Origin of the sequence: Calothrix sp. FACHB-168 (genome assembly GCF_963889195.1) — a bacterium.
Taxonomy (GTDB): Bacteria; Cyanobacteriota; Cyanobacteriia; order Cyanobacteriales; family Nostocaceae; genus Aulosira; species Aulosira anomala_A.
Genome location: NZ_CAWPNJ010000015.1, coordinates 133207 through 147311 on the forward strand (window position 1 = coordinate 133207; position 14105 = coordinate 147311).

At 39.4% G+C, this 14105-nt stretch carries 13 protein-coding genes; 4 read left to right on the plus strand and 9 right to left on the minus strand.

Going from position 1 to position 14105, the window contains the following annotated elements; all coding sequences use genetic code 11:
* Positions 1–27: 27 nt before the first annotated feature.
* From hpsN to glmM, 3 genes are all read right to left on the minus strand, one after another.
* Positions 28–1014 carry a hormogonium polysaccharide biosynthesis glycosyltransferase HpsN gene (gene hpsN, locus AACW45_RS08605; RefSeq protein ID WP_190632601.1) on the minus strand — a complete coding sequence of 329 codons (987 nt, stop codon included), beginning with the start codon at positions 1012–1014 and terminating at the stop codon, positions 28–30.
* Between the two features lie 468 nt (positions 1015–1482).
* Positions 1483–3156 (minus strand): hormogonium polysaccharide biosynthesis protein HpsL, encoded by a 1674-nt coding sequence (gene hpsL / locus AACW45_RS08610; protein WP_190632602.1) that lies wholly within the window; start codon positions 3154–3156, stop codon positions 1483–1485.
* A 59-nt stretch (positions 3157–3215) separates the two neighbouring features.
* The gene (glmM, locus tag AACW45_RS08615) at positions 3216–4673 is read right to left on the minus strand and encodes a phosphoglucosamine mutase (protein ID WP_190632603.1); all 1458 of its coding nucleotides are present in this window, start codon (positions 4671–4673) and stop codon (positions 3216–3218) included.
* A 778-nt stretch (positions 4674–5451) separates the two neighbouring features.
* Between glmM and AACW45_RS08620 the strand changes: the two genes are divergently transcribed.
* The 4 genes from AACW45_RS08620 to AACW45_RS08635 all read left to right on the plus strand — a co-directional run bounded on the left by AACW45_RS08620 (position 5452) and on the right by AACW45_RS08635 (position 8975).
* Positions 5452–6165, plus strand: a complete 714-nt coding sequence (locus AACW45_RS08620) for a biliverdin-producing heme oxygenase (protein WP_190632604.1) — start codon at positions 5452–5454, stop codon at positions 6163–6165.
* Positions 6166–6479: 314 nt separating this feature from the next.
* Positions 6480–7520: a cobalamin biosynthesis protein CobW gene (gene cobW, locus AACW45_RS08625; RefSeq protein ID WP_190632605.1), complete on the plus strand. Its 1041-nt coding sequence runs from the start codon at positions 6480–6482 to the stop codon at positions 7518–7520.
* Positions 7521–7632: 112 nt separating this feature from the next.
* Positions 7633–8469 (plus strand): DMT family transporter, encoded by an 837-nt coding sequence (locus AACW45_RS08630; protein WP_206758469.1) that lies wholly within the window; start codon positions 7633–7635, stop codon positions 8467–8469.
* A 41-nt stretch (positions 8470–8510) separates the two neighbouring features.
* Positions 8511–8975 (plus strand): ABA4-like family protein, encoded by a 465-nt coding sequence (locus AACW45_RS08635; protein ID WP_190632607.1) that lies wholly within the window; start codon positions 8511–8513, stop codon positions 8973–8975.
* A 553-nt stretch (positions 8976–9528) separates the two neighbouring features.
* On the opposite strand, the gene AACW45_RS08640 is transcribed toward AACW45_RS08635, so the two are convergent.
* The 6 genes from AACW45_RS08640 to AACW45_RS08665 all read right to left on the minus strand — a co-directional run bounded on the left by AACW45_RS08640 (position 9529) and on the right by AACW45_RS08665 (position 13742).
* Complete coding sequence (locus AACW45_RS08640; protein ID WP_190632608.1) at positions 9529–9732, minus strand: acetyltransferase; 204 nt, start codon at positions 9730–9732, stop codon at positions 9529–9531.
* Between the two features lie 126 nt (positions 9733–9858).
* The gene (locus tag AACW45_RS08645; RefSeq protein WP_190538640.1) at positions 9859–10080 is read right to left on the minus strand and encodes a hypothetical protein; all 222 of its coding nucleotides are present in this window, start codon (positions 10078–10080) and stop codon (positions 9859–9861) included.
* A 61-nt stretch (positions 10081–10141) separates the two neighbouring features.
* Positions 10142–10450 carry a DUF3181 family protein gene (locus tag AACW45_RS08650; RefSeq protein ID WP_096644197.1) on the minus strand — a complete coding sequence of 103 codons (309 nt, stop codon included), beginning with the start codon at positions 10448–10450 and terminating at the stop codon, positions 10142–10144.
* 119 nt (positions 10451–10569) lie between these two features.
* On the minus strand, positions 10570–10827 hold the full coding sequence (locus AACW45_RS08655) for a 2TM domain-containing protein (protein WP_096644196.1): 258 nt from the start codon (positions 10825–10827) through the stop codon (positions 10570–10572).
* A gap of 147 nt (positions 10828–10974) precedes the next feature.
* Positions 10975–12687, minus strand: coding sequence for a sensor histidine kinase (locus tag AACW45_RS08660; RefSeq protein ID WP_242045495.1), 1713 nt, complete (start codon positions 12685–12687; stop codon positions 10975–10977).
* Positions 12684–13742, minus strand: a complete 1059-nt coding sequence (locus tag AACW45_RS08665) for an ABC transporter substrate-binding protein (protein ID WP_190632610.1) — start codon at positions 13740–13742, stop codon at positions 12684–12686. Before AACW45_RS08665 ends, AACW45_RS08660 begins: the two co-directional genes overlap by 4 nt.
* Positions 13743–14105: the final 363 nt, after the last annotated feature.

The following is a 14105-nucleotide window of genomic DNA, read 5'->3' on the forward strand; positions in this document are numbered from 1 at the left end:
AAAAAACAGGGTTTATATATTTAAAAATTAATTAAAACTCTGTTGGTCAAGACGACTATAAATTTGTCCATCATTCCAAATTGATTGAATGATAGTCCATACAGCTTTGAGAAAACCCAAAATATAGAAACAGCCACGAGTCAAGATTTTGATAGGAGAACCGCTTTTATGACAAGGAGGTCGTCCCAGTACGTGACAATCAAATAAACGGGCGTAAAGGCGTAAAGCTTGGCTAACCGTGAGGTTTTTCAGACCGAGTAAAAAATGATTGTGGTAAAAGGTGAGTTGATATTCGAGCGATCGCATACTAATATCATGACAACCCCCAGTCTCTTCACCCAAATGCACTAAATTAGCCTCTGGATCGTACCAAATCTTATATCCTGTCTGTCGCACCCGCAAACAAAAATCCGATTCTTCGCGTACAGCACTCCCGCGAAACCTTTCATCAAATCTCAGCCCATATTTACTAAAAATTTCCCGCCGAAAAGACATATTACAACCCCTAGCTGTTAACACTTGCTGAGGTTTAATAGTGTGGACTAAATCTATGTAATACCAAGCAATTCCCGGTTCCATTGCTTCGGGAGGAAGATATTCAATTTCCAATTCTCCCCCAGAATCGCCTAATTTCATTCTGTCAAATACTCGTCCCGCAACAGCCCCTACTTCTGGTTTTTGCAAATAGTTTTTCACATGGGCTGATAAAAACTCTGGCTTTAATTGAACATCATCATCAATAAATAAAATTATGTCACCCTGTGAGCGACGGATACCATAATTACGCGCCCCTGGTAAACTCGCCCAATCTAAACGTAACCATTTTATTTTACCTGCTGTTGTCATTTCTTCCAGGTAACTTTGAATTTCTGGTTGATGTTTTGGCGTTTGGTCTACTACTATAACTTCAAAATTTGGATAATCTTGTTTGAGGATATCTACTACAGTATCTCTTAATGCTTCTTCCCGATAATAAGTAGGAATAACTACAGAAATTAAAGGTAAATCACTCATAATTCTTTATAGATCAATAGTTAAAGTTAATCCTGTTTCATAAAGTCTGTATTAGGATTTTTTTGGTTTGATATCATGTCCGGGTAATTAGTTATGATTCCCATAGTCACTGCACCCCACACGCCAGTCCGCTCAAGTCGGGAAACCCGCCCACGCGGCTGGCTCCCCTTAATCCCCTCCCCGCTTGCGGGGAGGGGAAACAAAGCATCACTTTGTTGGGGTGGTTCTTGAGATTTAGTAAATAATCAAGCGGACATGATATGAGTTAGCGCACATAACTTGAGATATTTCTTTAATAAAATGTCAATTACGCTAATAAAAACCAGCAATTATTCATTAAAAATTTAGAGAAAATTGGTCTAAATTCAAACTTACTAAATCTTGAATCTAGCCTAATCTACAAATAATTATCTGCCCTCCGAGAGTTTACGGTATTATTATATAGATGAGTTATTTTCAGATGATTGCTTAAGTTAAGGAGCGCTTTCTTTTAGCTGTCGATTGCGCTGATATATTTTCTTTATCTTGTTGCTCTATTAAAGGCAATTTCAACAGAACTCCGGCGAAAAACCAGTAATAAACGGCGACTGGATCAACATCTAGAGGATAATAATAGGTGTTATAGCTAATAAATATGATAAATACCCACAAAGCTGCACCATAACTTCGGAAGTTCCGATTTTTTAGGGAACGATAAGCTTTAAAACTAGCTTTGGTGAGAGTAGTAACCAAAAGTAAGAAGCCAATTAATCCGCAAATTCCCACTTCATAAATTACTTTAGGATAGTAAGTTTCTATAAGTTTTGTTTCCCCCATTGAACGAGCCGAATTAGTGGCTCTTCCTAAGCCATTTCCTAACGGGTTATCGAGATTGTTTACGGTATCGTTAAATTGCTGAATTATAAACTCTTGGGGTGGAGCAGCTTCCCAACGAGTAGTGAAGCTATCCAATCTTTCTTGAACTACTTCTGGGTTATTTACCATTGCAATTCCCAGAATCATCGCCAATCCTAAAATGATGGGAATAAAACGTTTAAAGTTGGCAATTTGCCCTGTTAAAAATAGCAACACTATAAAGCATGTTGGAACTAATGCTAAGGCAATTCTCTGTCCTGAAATTACAGCATTAATAAAGACTGCTGCTAGGGAACCTAAACTGATAAATCGCCAAATTATCGCTGGATCTGTAAAGCCAGTAGCAAAGTTAAAAAAGGTGCTAGAAATTAAAAACCATGCCCATTGCCAAGGCGCTACAAAAGTTCCAGGAAGGCGAATTACTCCTTCTTCGGGACTATATAATAATGAGCCACCAAAATAACATCGCGCTTCTAAAGTAGCTCTAAATAAGGCATCTCCTACGTAACCTCTAGTGCCCTGACATACACCAGTTAGTAATAATAAATATTGAATCAAGCCGAGAGTACAACAAACTAATGTGATGACAACTTGTAGACGAGATAAAAATAAAAAATCTTTTTGATTGCGAATTAAATAATAAGCACAGGTAATCAGGGGAACATAGCCTAAAAAGACTTTGAGTCCTAAAATACCCATGCCTAAAGGTATTTCTTTCGGTGGTTTTTCTAATAGTCCTACAGGGGGCGGATTAAACTGCTGTCCACCATTAATAAATAGCAACGTTAATAAACAAAAGCCTAATAAAATAAACAGGGGAATTTTAATAGTTTTAGGAATAATGAAAGGTAACCCCTGTTTGCGACAAGTTTGCCAAATTCCGATTAAGGCGGGAATATAAAAAGCATCTTTAGCTAATTGCAATATAGGGCTATTACCGATGTAATAAGTAATAGTTCCGCCAAAGGGGACATAAATTATAAAAGCAAATAAAGCTTGGCGGGGATATTTGTAAGCTAAGGAAAAAATAATAATTGCTAAAACGGCGGGAACTGCTGCTTTAATTCCACCTGCAGCAAACAGTATTATCCCCAAGAACAGACCGCCACCGCAGGCGGTTGTTAGTAAACTGATAAATTCTTTTTTTGCTAGGTTAGCTTTGCGCTTTTGGGCTAGCTGTTCTTTGAGGCTTAGGGTAGGTTTGTCAGATTGCGATGCCTGCGGCGGGCTACGCCTACGCTTTTTCGATTTTGAGGATTTTGAAGATTTTTTCTGGGGTTTCGCCATTGATTTCAGTACTGAAGTGCTGAGTCTGAATTACGTATAACTCAGCACTTCAGCACTGTTTATCCTAAGTGTTGCTGGACTTGAGAAACTAGTTCATTTGTCCAGTGGTGAGCCAATTCTGCATTGGCCGCTTCCACCATAACCCTGATAACTGGTTCTGTGCCAGAAACACGCACTAAAATTCTGCCAGCATCACCCATTGCTGTTTCGGCTTGGGCGATCGCTTTTTGTAGAGGTTCGCAATCTTTCCAAGCCATGCGGCGATCGCGATCTAATACACGCACGTTCTTTAATAGTTGTGGGTATGTCTGAAAGCTTTGGTCTACCATGTCATGGAGTTCTACGCCAACTTCTTTAATTAAAGCTGCTATATGCAAAGCTGTTAATAAACCATCTCCGGTCATACCATAATGCAGACACAAAATATGGCCAGATTGTTCGCCGCCTAGCATTCCCCCAGTGCGTAACATTTCGGCTTGCACATATTGATCGCCCACAGCAGTGCGAATTAATTTTCCGCCTAGCTTTTCCCAAGCCCTTTCAAAGCCTAAGTTAGCCATCACGGTAGAAACAATCAAATTATCTGGTAACTGTTGCTGTTGCTTGAGGTGGCGTCCCCAGAGGTAAAGAATGTAATCGCCGTTAACTTGTCTCCCTGTACTATCTACAGCTAACACGCGATCGGCATCACCATCAAAAGCAAAACCAACGTTAGCGTTATGTTCTTGTACCGTAGCTTGCAGCATTTCTAAATGGGTAGAACCGCAATCAACATTAATGCGATCGCCATCTGCTTCATTATGCAAGCAAATAACCTCTGCCCCCAATTCCCGAAAAACTTTTGGGGCTAACCCCACAGCCGCACCCCAGGCTAAATCTAAAACAATCTTCATTCCCTGAAGATTTACTGCACCTTGCAAAGGTTGCTTTAACGCATCACCATAATTTGTCACTAATTCTTGACGCGAATAATGGCGTCCGCAATTATTTACACCAATAACAGCTTTATTACCCCGCAGTCCAGCTTCAATTTCTGCTTGCAATGCTAGTGGTAACTTTCCACCATCTGCACCAAAAATTTTAATACCGTTGTCTTCTGGTGGATTATGGCTAGCAGAAATCATCACCCCGCCGATAGCATCTGTAATGCTTGTCAGATAAGCAACACATGGTGTAGGACATAAACCTAAATACCAAACCTCAATTCCGGCTGCTGTTAACCCAGCACTCAAGGCCATTGCTAGCATATCGCTGGAGTTTCTGGAATCCTGTCCGAGAATGACAGGGCCTAAGCGCTTGGCGTGAGTCTGTAAAACAATCCCCGCCCAATAACCAATTTGCAATGCTAAAGGTGCATTGAGTAAGTCTCCTACTCGCCCGCGAATCCCATCTGTACCGAATAAGGGATTTTTTGGTAGCGATATTAAATTTGGGGCAAAATTACTGGCGATAATATTGTCTGCTATAGCAGAAACTTCATTAAGTCCGCTTTGAGTTCGAGTTATTGATGAAACCATATCTTAAAACACTCCACACAATCACACAGGAGAATAGCACTTTATACTTTGTTCAACAATTCTGACTTATTACCGCTTAATTTGCATAAGTAACTAGATCATAAAAATCACGGGTATCACATTTATCAGTGTTAATGCTTACTTGTGACCCCAATTGCTTGATAGTAATTTTTGAAAAATTCGCCTTTATCCGTTTTAGGATGATGGTAAGTAGTACAGCATCACTGCATATTTACTGATACCCGTTTTGGCGATCGCGATTCTTTGTTTTTTATCCCATTAAAATCAACACGCTTACTTATATATATTTGTGATATTTAGAGCATATCTCTAATATAAGAATACTGTTTACCAGGGAAAATACTTATTAAATTTTCTGGTTATTCGTGAAGATTCCTTAATTTCTTGGAGAAGGGGAAATTGATAAATAATCTCTGCAACCTTTACTGGAATTTTTCCATATTTTCCCTAGTGAATCATGCCTCAAAAAGCCAGTAGCAGACCAATCAACTGTATTCAACATCACATCCGCTAATTTTCAGCAATATCAGCAGTTATGGTGGCAAATCAGAAAATTAGCTCAGAAAAACGGTGAATCATCTTCCTAAACTAGAGATTCTGACAATTTGCTGTGTAACAAACTGCAAATGCTGTCAGCTTAAAGATTTTTAATATAAATTCTCATCAAATCGTTCTAATGTAACGTTTTAATGGCCTAATTTAGCCGTTGATAAATCGAAACTCTGGTAGTAGACCTTTTAAAGTTGAGAAATTTAGCATGAGTAGCAATTTAGCAAGCAAGTTGCGTGTAGGTACTAAAAAAGCCCATACGATGGCAGAAAATGTTGGTTTTGTCAAGTGCTTTTTAAAAGGAGTGGTGGAGAAAAGCTCATACCGCAAGCTAGTTGGTAATTTCTATTTCATCTACTCAGCTATGGAAGAAGAAATGGAAAAGCACCAGAACCATCCGATTGTTAGCAAAATTAATTTTACCGAACTCAACCGGAAGCAAACCTTAGAGGAAGACCTGAGTTACTACTACGGTTTTAACTGGCGGGAACAAGTACAGCTATCTCCAGCCGGGGAAGCTTACGTACAACGCATCAGAGAAATCTCTGCTACAGAACCAGAATTATTAATCGCCCATTCTTACACCCGTTATCTAGGTGATTTATCTGGTGGTCAAATCCTCAAAGGTATTGCCCAAACAGCAATGAACCTGACTGAAGGTGGTACTGCATTTTATGAATTTGCAGATATTACTGACGAGAAGGCATTTAAAGCTAAGTATCGTCAAGCTTTAGATGAATTACCCATCGATGAAGCTACAGCCGATCGCATTGTGGAAGAAGCCAACGCTGCTTTTGGCATGAACATGAAGATGTTCAAAGAATTAGAAGGTAATTTAATCAAAGCTATTGGTATCATGCTGTACAACAGCTTAACCAGAAAGCGCGCCCGTGGCAGCACCGAACTGGCTACTGCTGAGTAATATTTTTTTGTCAAATCAATTTGGATAAATTCTCGGGGCAATTTCCCTGGGGTCACCTGAGTAAATGAGGCGATCGCAAGGAAGTTGCCCCAAATTTTATTTGGGCATTGGGCATTGGGCATTGGCCACAGACGCGATGAATCGCGTCTCTACAATTGTCCTCCTTGTCTCCCCCTGCACCCTGCCCCCTGCCCCTCTGCCTCTTCCCTTGTCCTCTTTCATACATCTGTGTCCTGATTTCCAATCAACGGGGGGATGGGGGAAAATGCACTTAGAGGCCGAGTAAGGCTTTTGGGCAAAATTCGCGTTAAACAATGGCTACAAAAATTCCTGTCACAGTGATCACAGGCTTCTTAGGTAGTGGTAAAACTAGCCTAATTCGCCACCTGCTACAAAACAACCAAGGACGCCGGATTGCGGTTTTAGTTAATGAATTTGGCGAACTGGGTATTGATGGCGAATTGCTGAAATCCTGTCAAATTTGTCCCGAAGATAGTCAGGATGGCGGTAATATCTTTGAGTTAACTAATGGCTGTTTGTGCTGCACCGTACAAGAAGAGTTTTATCCGACGATGCAAGAGTTACTCAAGCGGCGCGATCGCATTGACTCGATTATCATTGAAACTTCTGGGTTAGCTTTACCTAAACCCTTAATTAAGGCTTTCCGTTGGCAAGAAATTCGCACTGGTGCAACAGTAGATGCGGTAATTACTGTTGTTGATTGTGCGGCGGTAGCAGCAGGGACATTTGCTAGCAATCCTGAGGCGGTAGCAGCCCAACGGCAAGCTGATGATAGTCTAGAACATGAAACACCATTGCAAGAACTGTTTGAAGACCAATTAGCTTGTGCAGACTTGGTAGTTTTAAATAAAACTGACTTGGTGGATGCGGAAACTAAAGCTCAAGTTGAGGAGTTAGTTAAACAAGAGTTACCCAGAGTGGTGAAGATTGTCGAGAGCGATCGCGGTCAAATCGATCCATCTATCTTACTCGGTTTGCAAGCGGCTGTGGAAGATAATTTAGATAGTCGTCCTAGTCATCACGATACAGAAGAAGACCACGATCACGATGACGAAATTACCTCAACTCATGTTATTTTAGACCGGGCTTTTGACCCGGAAAAACTGCAACAACAGCTACAACAAATAGTAAATCAACAAGAGATTTATCGGATTAAAGGTTTTGTAGTTGTCCCCAATAAACCTATGCGTTTAGTTATGCAAGGTGTAGGTAATCGCTTTGATAAATTTTACGATCGCCCTTGGCAACCAGAAGAACCTAAGCAAACTCGTTTAGTATTCATCGGTCGCGATTTAAAATCTGCGGAGATAGAATCGCAACTAGTGGCTTTATAGGTTAGTCAGCATTAAGAGGTAATCTACAATAGGGAACAGGTAAAGGAAAACTATTTCCTCTTTTACCCGTTTCCTTTTAATATTTAGTGACTAATTTATCTTGGTCAAATTAATGTCAAATCTGATTTTATCCAGTTATAAAAACCATCTTAGAGGAATGATATATGCATTATTGGCTGTGTCTTTATGGGCAACTTTAGGAGTTAGCTTTAAGTTAACATTTTCTACACTAGATAGTTTTATTGTAGCAGTTTATGTGGGCTTTTTTACTACTCTAATTTTAGGAATAAACTTGTTATTCCAGATAAAAATGCAGGAATGCAGTAAAATATTCAAAAAACAACCTGGATTTTTTATAGTTACGGGAATAATTGGTTTTGGTATTCAACAGATTTTCTATTTGAAAGGATATCAACTTCTGCCCGCTTCTCAAGTTGTAGTAATTTTTTACCTATATCCATTACTGATGTTGTTGTTGTCAGGTTTATGTTTTAAGGAACCAATATCTAAAAAATCAGCTTTAATTAATTGTTTAGAATTTCTCGGATTATACATTTTGATTGCCCAAGGCAAATCACTGAATATAGGCATGAATTTAGGGACAATTTCCAGCTTCTCTGCGGCTTTATCCTGGGCATTATTTTCAGTGTTAATTAAACACAGAAAAATTGATGTCGATATTGGGATGTTTCTATTTAATTTATTTGGATTATTATTTTTAATATGTATGATACCTCGGTTTGGATTCAGCTATGAACTAACAAATACTCAATTTTTAGGAATCCTTTATTTGGCAATTTTCCCGGGTGCGATCGCATTTATACTTTGGAATCGTGCTTTGCGGCTAACCACCACGGGGATTTGCTCAAATATTGCCTTGCTGACTCCCATCTTATCTGTGTTATTGTCTGTGATATTTCTCCACGAATCCATTTTAGGAGTAGGATAATTTGTGGCAGATTTAGTCACCAATAACAAGCAATCAAATCTATGGACATCACGCAATTATTTAACGTTGCCAATCTTTTTGTATTACCCTTTTGGGCTTTGATGATTCTCCTACCTAATTGGAAAGTCACTCGAAAAGTGATGGAATCATATATACCCTTTTTACCTTTAGCTGGAGCCTATGTATATTTATTCGTTACCAGCATTACCCCAGAAAATGCCCAAGCTTTATCTAATCCGCAGTTAGCTGATATTGCCAAATTTTTTGCTGATGAAACAGCCGCCGCTACTGGTTGGATTCATTTTCTAGTGATGGATTTATTTGTTGGGCGTTGGATATATTGGCAAGGACAAACTACAGGTATTTGGACAATTCATTCTCTGATCCTGTGTTTATTTGCCGGGCCTATGGGTGTTTTATCTCACATTTTGACTTCCTGGATCACTAAAGCATTTTCTTCTAATGAAAAGTCAGATGCAATAGTCCAAGATAAAGCTATTTCATAGAGCAATAGTTAAAAATGGGTAATAGTTTATTTCCCGATTTATTACCCATTTTTAGCTAATACCAATTCAAGTTAAAGAGGGAACAAGGAACAGGCAACAGGGAACAGAATGTAATGTATGTGGATTTAAAACCAACACATAACTTGCTACTTATAGAACTAGGAATCTCTTAACTCCCAGAGGGAATAGGGAATAGGAAAACTGTTAAGAGTTCTCTATTCTCTATTTCCTTCTTCGATGAAGCTATATATATAGCAATCCTAAATTATTTATAAACATTCTCTGCTTTCTCTTCCTCTGCGTCGTTGGCGTCTTGGCGGTTTTATAAAAAATCCTGTTTGCAACTCAAATTGGATTGCTATAATTTAGCCTGCGTAGGCAGGCTTTGTTTGTTTAGGGACTTCCAGAAAATAAATTATCCCATTTTCATAGCGGCAGATTCTTTCTCCTCTGCTGCCTCTGCTTCCTCTGCATACACAGCGATGGAATATTTTTTTAGTTGGAAGTCCCTTAGCTCCAGGCTTCTAGCCTGAGAGCGTTAATGTGGTAAAACCTATCTATAATTAGCATCTAGCCAACAACGGGGAAGACTTTCTCCTGAAGGAAAAACTAACTCTTCTTTTTTAAAGATATCTGTTTCTTGTTCTTCTTGACCTTCTTGGTCTTTACCGTGAACGGTATCTTTATTAGGATCGATCAATTCTTCAAAATCGACAATTTTAATTAAATCATTGGTATCTTTGGTTTGTAAAAACATATAATTCACCTCTTTGTAATTTGTAATTTGTAATGCGTAATGCGTAGTTTAGGGTTTTGAGAGAATTGGTCAGAATTTAATGTTTAAATATCGCCAATTCTGCCTGAAAATTGGAAAATAGGGAATTTAAGCCTTACCAGATTGTTCCACTATTTTTCTTAACCGCATATATGCCTCTTCTGGTGTTAAAGGTTCCGATTGTGTTTCGTTAGGAATGTAATATTCCCTGCTATCAGGAAAATAACGCACTACAAAACTAGGAATCAAACCTAAGGCCAAAGCTTTTTTACCTAGATTCTCGGCTGTTTCGGCTAGGCTAGATTCATCGTGAAACTGATATGTATTCATGTCCTCCACCTCTGCTAAGAGGATGCTGCAAAAGTCACTAGGGACACTGAAAGTAGAGATGTTACAACTCGCGTTGGAATTTTTCGAGAATATCGACTAAACTTACCTGACATTGCAGGGGTAGTAAATCGATTAAGGGAATTTCTTTCCTGCCACCACCAATTTTCACAGGAATTGCAGCTAATACGGCGATAACTCTGTCTTCATTCACCGTATTGGAAGTAATTAAGGGATATAGCTGTTCGGCGACAACGGTATGCAATTTGGCATTAGATAAATAAAGATGCCACTTAGCAATGTCTATGTAAACATTTTCCCCTATTTCAGCTGCTAGGGCTTCTAGCATTTCTGTGGTGTTAGTCTTAGCCATAAAAATCACCCCATATCAACGAAAAGCGCTAACTCTCAGGTTCTTTATTATTATCGCTCAATTGGCTGGGCTAACTCTACAGTCACAGGTTACATCGCCCTAGCATTTATGGTCTATATTTAGGTAGATTTGGGTGGGGTATCGGAATAATTGGCGATCGCGCTGATATAAAGAAAATGGACTAACAAAATCACCAACCAACTGACTGATACCCAAGGTAGCCATTCCCAGTTAGCTGCTTTGAGATTGTAGAAAAACCATAGTCCGGAGTTTATCGTCGCCGCGATCGCTACATGAACAGCAAAGTTCATTCTGTCATCTATTTTGCGGTAAGCTGGGTCTTGGCGATCGGGTTTGGTAGGCCAACGAGGAGGCATAAATTTTTGTTACATAATTCAACATACCCTAATTATTCTAAGATTGTTGGGTATGAATTAACTACAACAGTATCAAAGACTATCAAAGCCAGCCAATTCTCATAAATTTTTCATTAGTTAGTCATTTGGGAAATTTACTCCCAGCAGTTAGGGATTTCCCTGATAAATAGGAATTTCGATGACAAACTCAGTACCCTGTTCTGGGAAAGAATTACAGTACAGCTTACCACCGTGATTGCCGACAATTATTTGATAACTAATAGATAAGCCTAAACCAGTACCTTTACCTACGGGTTTGGTAGTAAAAAAGGGGTCAAATAACTTCGCTTTTACGGTTTCATCCATGCCGTAACCGTTATCATGAATATGAATAGAGACGGCTTTGTCTGCTAAAACTTGGGTAACAATAGAAATTTGGGGATTTTTTTTTGCTGCTAATTGATGGCTAGTTGATGCTTCTAACGCATCAATGGCATTTGCCAAAATATTCATGAATACCTGATTTAATTGTCCTGGATAACATTCCACCTTAGGTAACTGGCTGTAGTCTTTAATGACTTCGATACCAGCAAAGCCAGGTTTAGGGTTAAAACGGCTTTGGAGAATGAGTAGGGTACTTTCAATCCCCTCATGTACATCTACTATTTTCAACTTAGCTTCATCCAGACGCGAGAAGTTGCGTAGAGATTGGACAATTCCCCGGATACGTTCTGTACCTGTTTTCATTGAACCTATCAGCTTGGGAAGGTCTTGCTGGATAAATTCTAGGTCGATTTCTGCTACTTTATCGATAGTTTCTGGATTATCTGGATATTTTTGGCAATAAAGCTGGATTAATTGCAACAAATCTTGAGTATAATCCTCAATATGATTGAGATTACCGTGAATAAAGCTGACTGGATTGTTAATTTCGTGGGCTACACCTGCAACTAGCTGTCCTAAACTCGACATTTTTTCCGTTTGAATGATGCGTATTTGCGCTTGCTGCAACTCTTGCATAGCTTTCTCTAAATCTTGCGCTTGCTGTCGTAGTTGTGCTTCTGACTCTAGTAAAGCCGCTTCAACTTGTTTGCGCTGTGCTATTTCCTGTTCCAGTTGCTGATAAGCTTCTACTCTGGTAGCTGCTGCTTGAATTGTCTGCGCCAGGAATTTGATTTCATTATTAGGCAAACCGCTAGGCATGACAAAATAGTCAATGCTGGGACTGTTGGTGACGGCTTTATTCAACCGTTGCAAGGGATGTAAAACTAATCGCTGAATCATCATTGTCATCAACACCAAAATTGCTGACATGCCAACGACTAGGGTAATGGTAGAAGTAGAGAAAGTTTGCCAAGCTTGCTGTTGTAATTCTTTCACATCAAGAATCGCGATCGCTAATCCCCGTCGGTTTTCTTGGGCAAATAATGTGCTGCTAAAGGGCAAAATTTCCACTAATACTGGTCTACCATCTATTTGCGTGCGAAAATTCTTTTCTATACCTGTTTGTGCAGCCTCTTGTAAAATTTGCGCCAATTGTGGATAAATGGCGGCATAGGGGCGATTTTTTGCTTGCGCGCCACTCCGAGCCAGGGTTTGTCCATCGGGACTCACAATGGCGACTTCTAGCACTGAGGCCATTGTGGCGTAATTTTGGACGATGCGTTTAATAATGCTCGTATTTCCCAGTTCGATTAATCCTTCTGTGGAAAATGCCACCCCTTGAGTGATGGTTTGGGCACGTTGTTCTTGCTTATATCTTAGTTGTGACTTAATCAAAAAGTGGTTAAATCCCAATGTAGTTAAGCCAACCGTAATCAGAGAAATACCAAAACCTATCAATAGTTGCTGCGATAAGCGATTTTTATTTGACTGGCTCATGATTTCCATCCCGCCATTGCTTCATTGATAAGTAAGGTATTAATCTCTACATCTTGGCGAATAACTCTTCCGTGACGCGGATCTGCTTGCAGTAGTTGTATAATTTCTTTTTTTGCAGAATTGAGACGACTATCGGCGGCGAACATCCGCCGATTTAAAGTCATATCGCCTTTTTTTAATCCTGCATAATCAGCAGCAAAAGAATCACTACTTTGTCCCAATGTTTGCGCAACAGTGTCAAATACCTTTTTCGGCTGGGTTTCTACAGCCTGCATGACATCAAACCATGCTAAAAGAAATTGCTTGAATTCGGCTTTTTTCGCTTTCACCGTTCTGTCGCTAGACATCAAAATATCAATTACCAGACTGTCTAGTTGCTTAGTAGTATGAATGATATTGCCCTTGATTTTTTTCGCCGTTTCCCCTAGCATTGGTTCCCATAACACCGCCGCATCAATCGCACCTGTTTTAATTTTCTCGGCGGCTACCTCATTGGAATAATCGAGAATTTTCACATCAGCAGGTTTGATTTTATGGGCTTTTAAAGCTTCTAATAAAATCAAATGATTGACAGTACCTAACTTTGCACCTACTTGTTTACCGCGTAAATCTGCTACAGATTTTATTGCTGGTTTGGCAACAATTCCATCTGCACCAGCAGAAATATTCGTTGTCATTAATACTGCTGGTTTATCGTTACCTGGATCGACTTGCATCGCATCCCAAAAAGACACAAACGCCGCATCTAATCCGCCACGAATCACGGCTCGACTAGAATCTTGCTGGTTATCAAATTGTACCAACTCCACTGCTAATCCCCGTTGCTTGAAGATGCCTGCGGGTTGGGCATAGCGGATAATATCAAAGCCTACCCAACTGGTAATTCCGATGCGCAGTGGTTGGAGAGATTGGTTTTGCCCAAAACTACAAGCATTAGCGATGAATGTCAGAGAAAGCGCGATCGCACACAAATAAAAAAATCTCGCCTTGATATTTAATCTCAACCTTCGTCGCCACCAGATTGTCCATTTGTCAATAATTTGTGCAATTTTCATATAATACCCCTATTTTTCTGGGAAAGGTGTACTTACAACCAATGATTCCCAAAAAAATAGTTGGTATCACTCAACAGGTTTGGGTTGAGAATATTTCTTGAAAAAGTAAAAATTCCTAGTAATCGCTGTCTGGCGTCAGGGTTGCAAATCTAGCAATTCTAAATAATTCACCGAATTTTAGATTTTAGATTTTAGATTTTGGATTGAAGATTAAAAATTTAAAATCTAAACTCGTATGTTCCCGTAGCGTTCCCATAGGGTAGTCCCGAATTTATTCGGGTAATAAATCTAAAATCCACGCATCCAAAATTGATTCACAAATACTTATCTCCCTTGTCCTCTTTGTCCTTTCTGTCTTCCTTG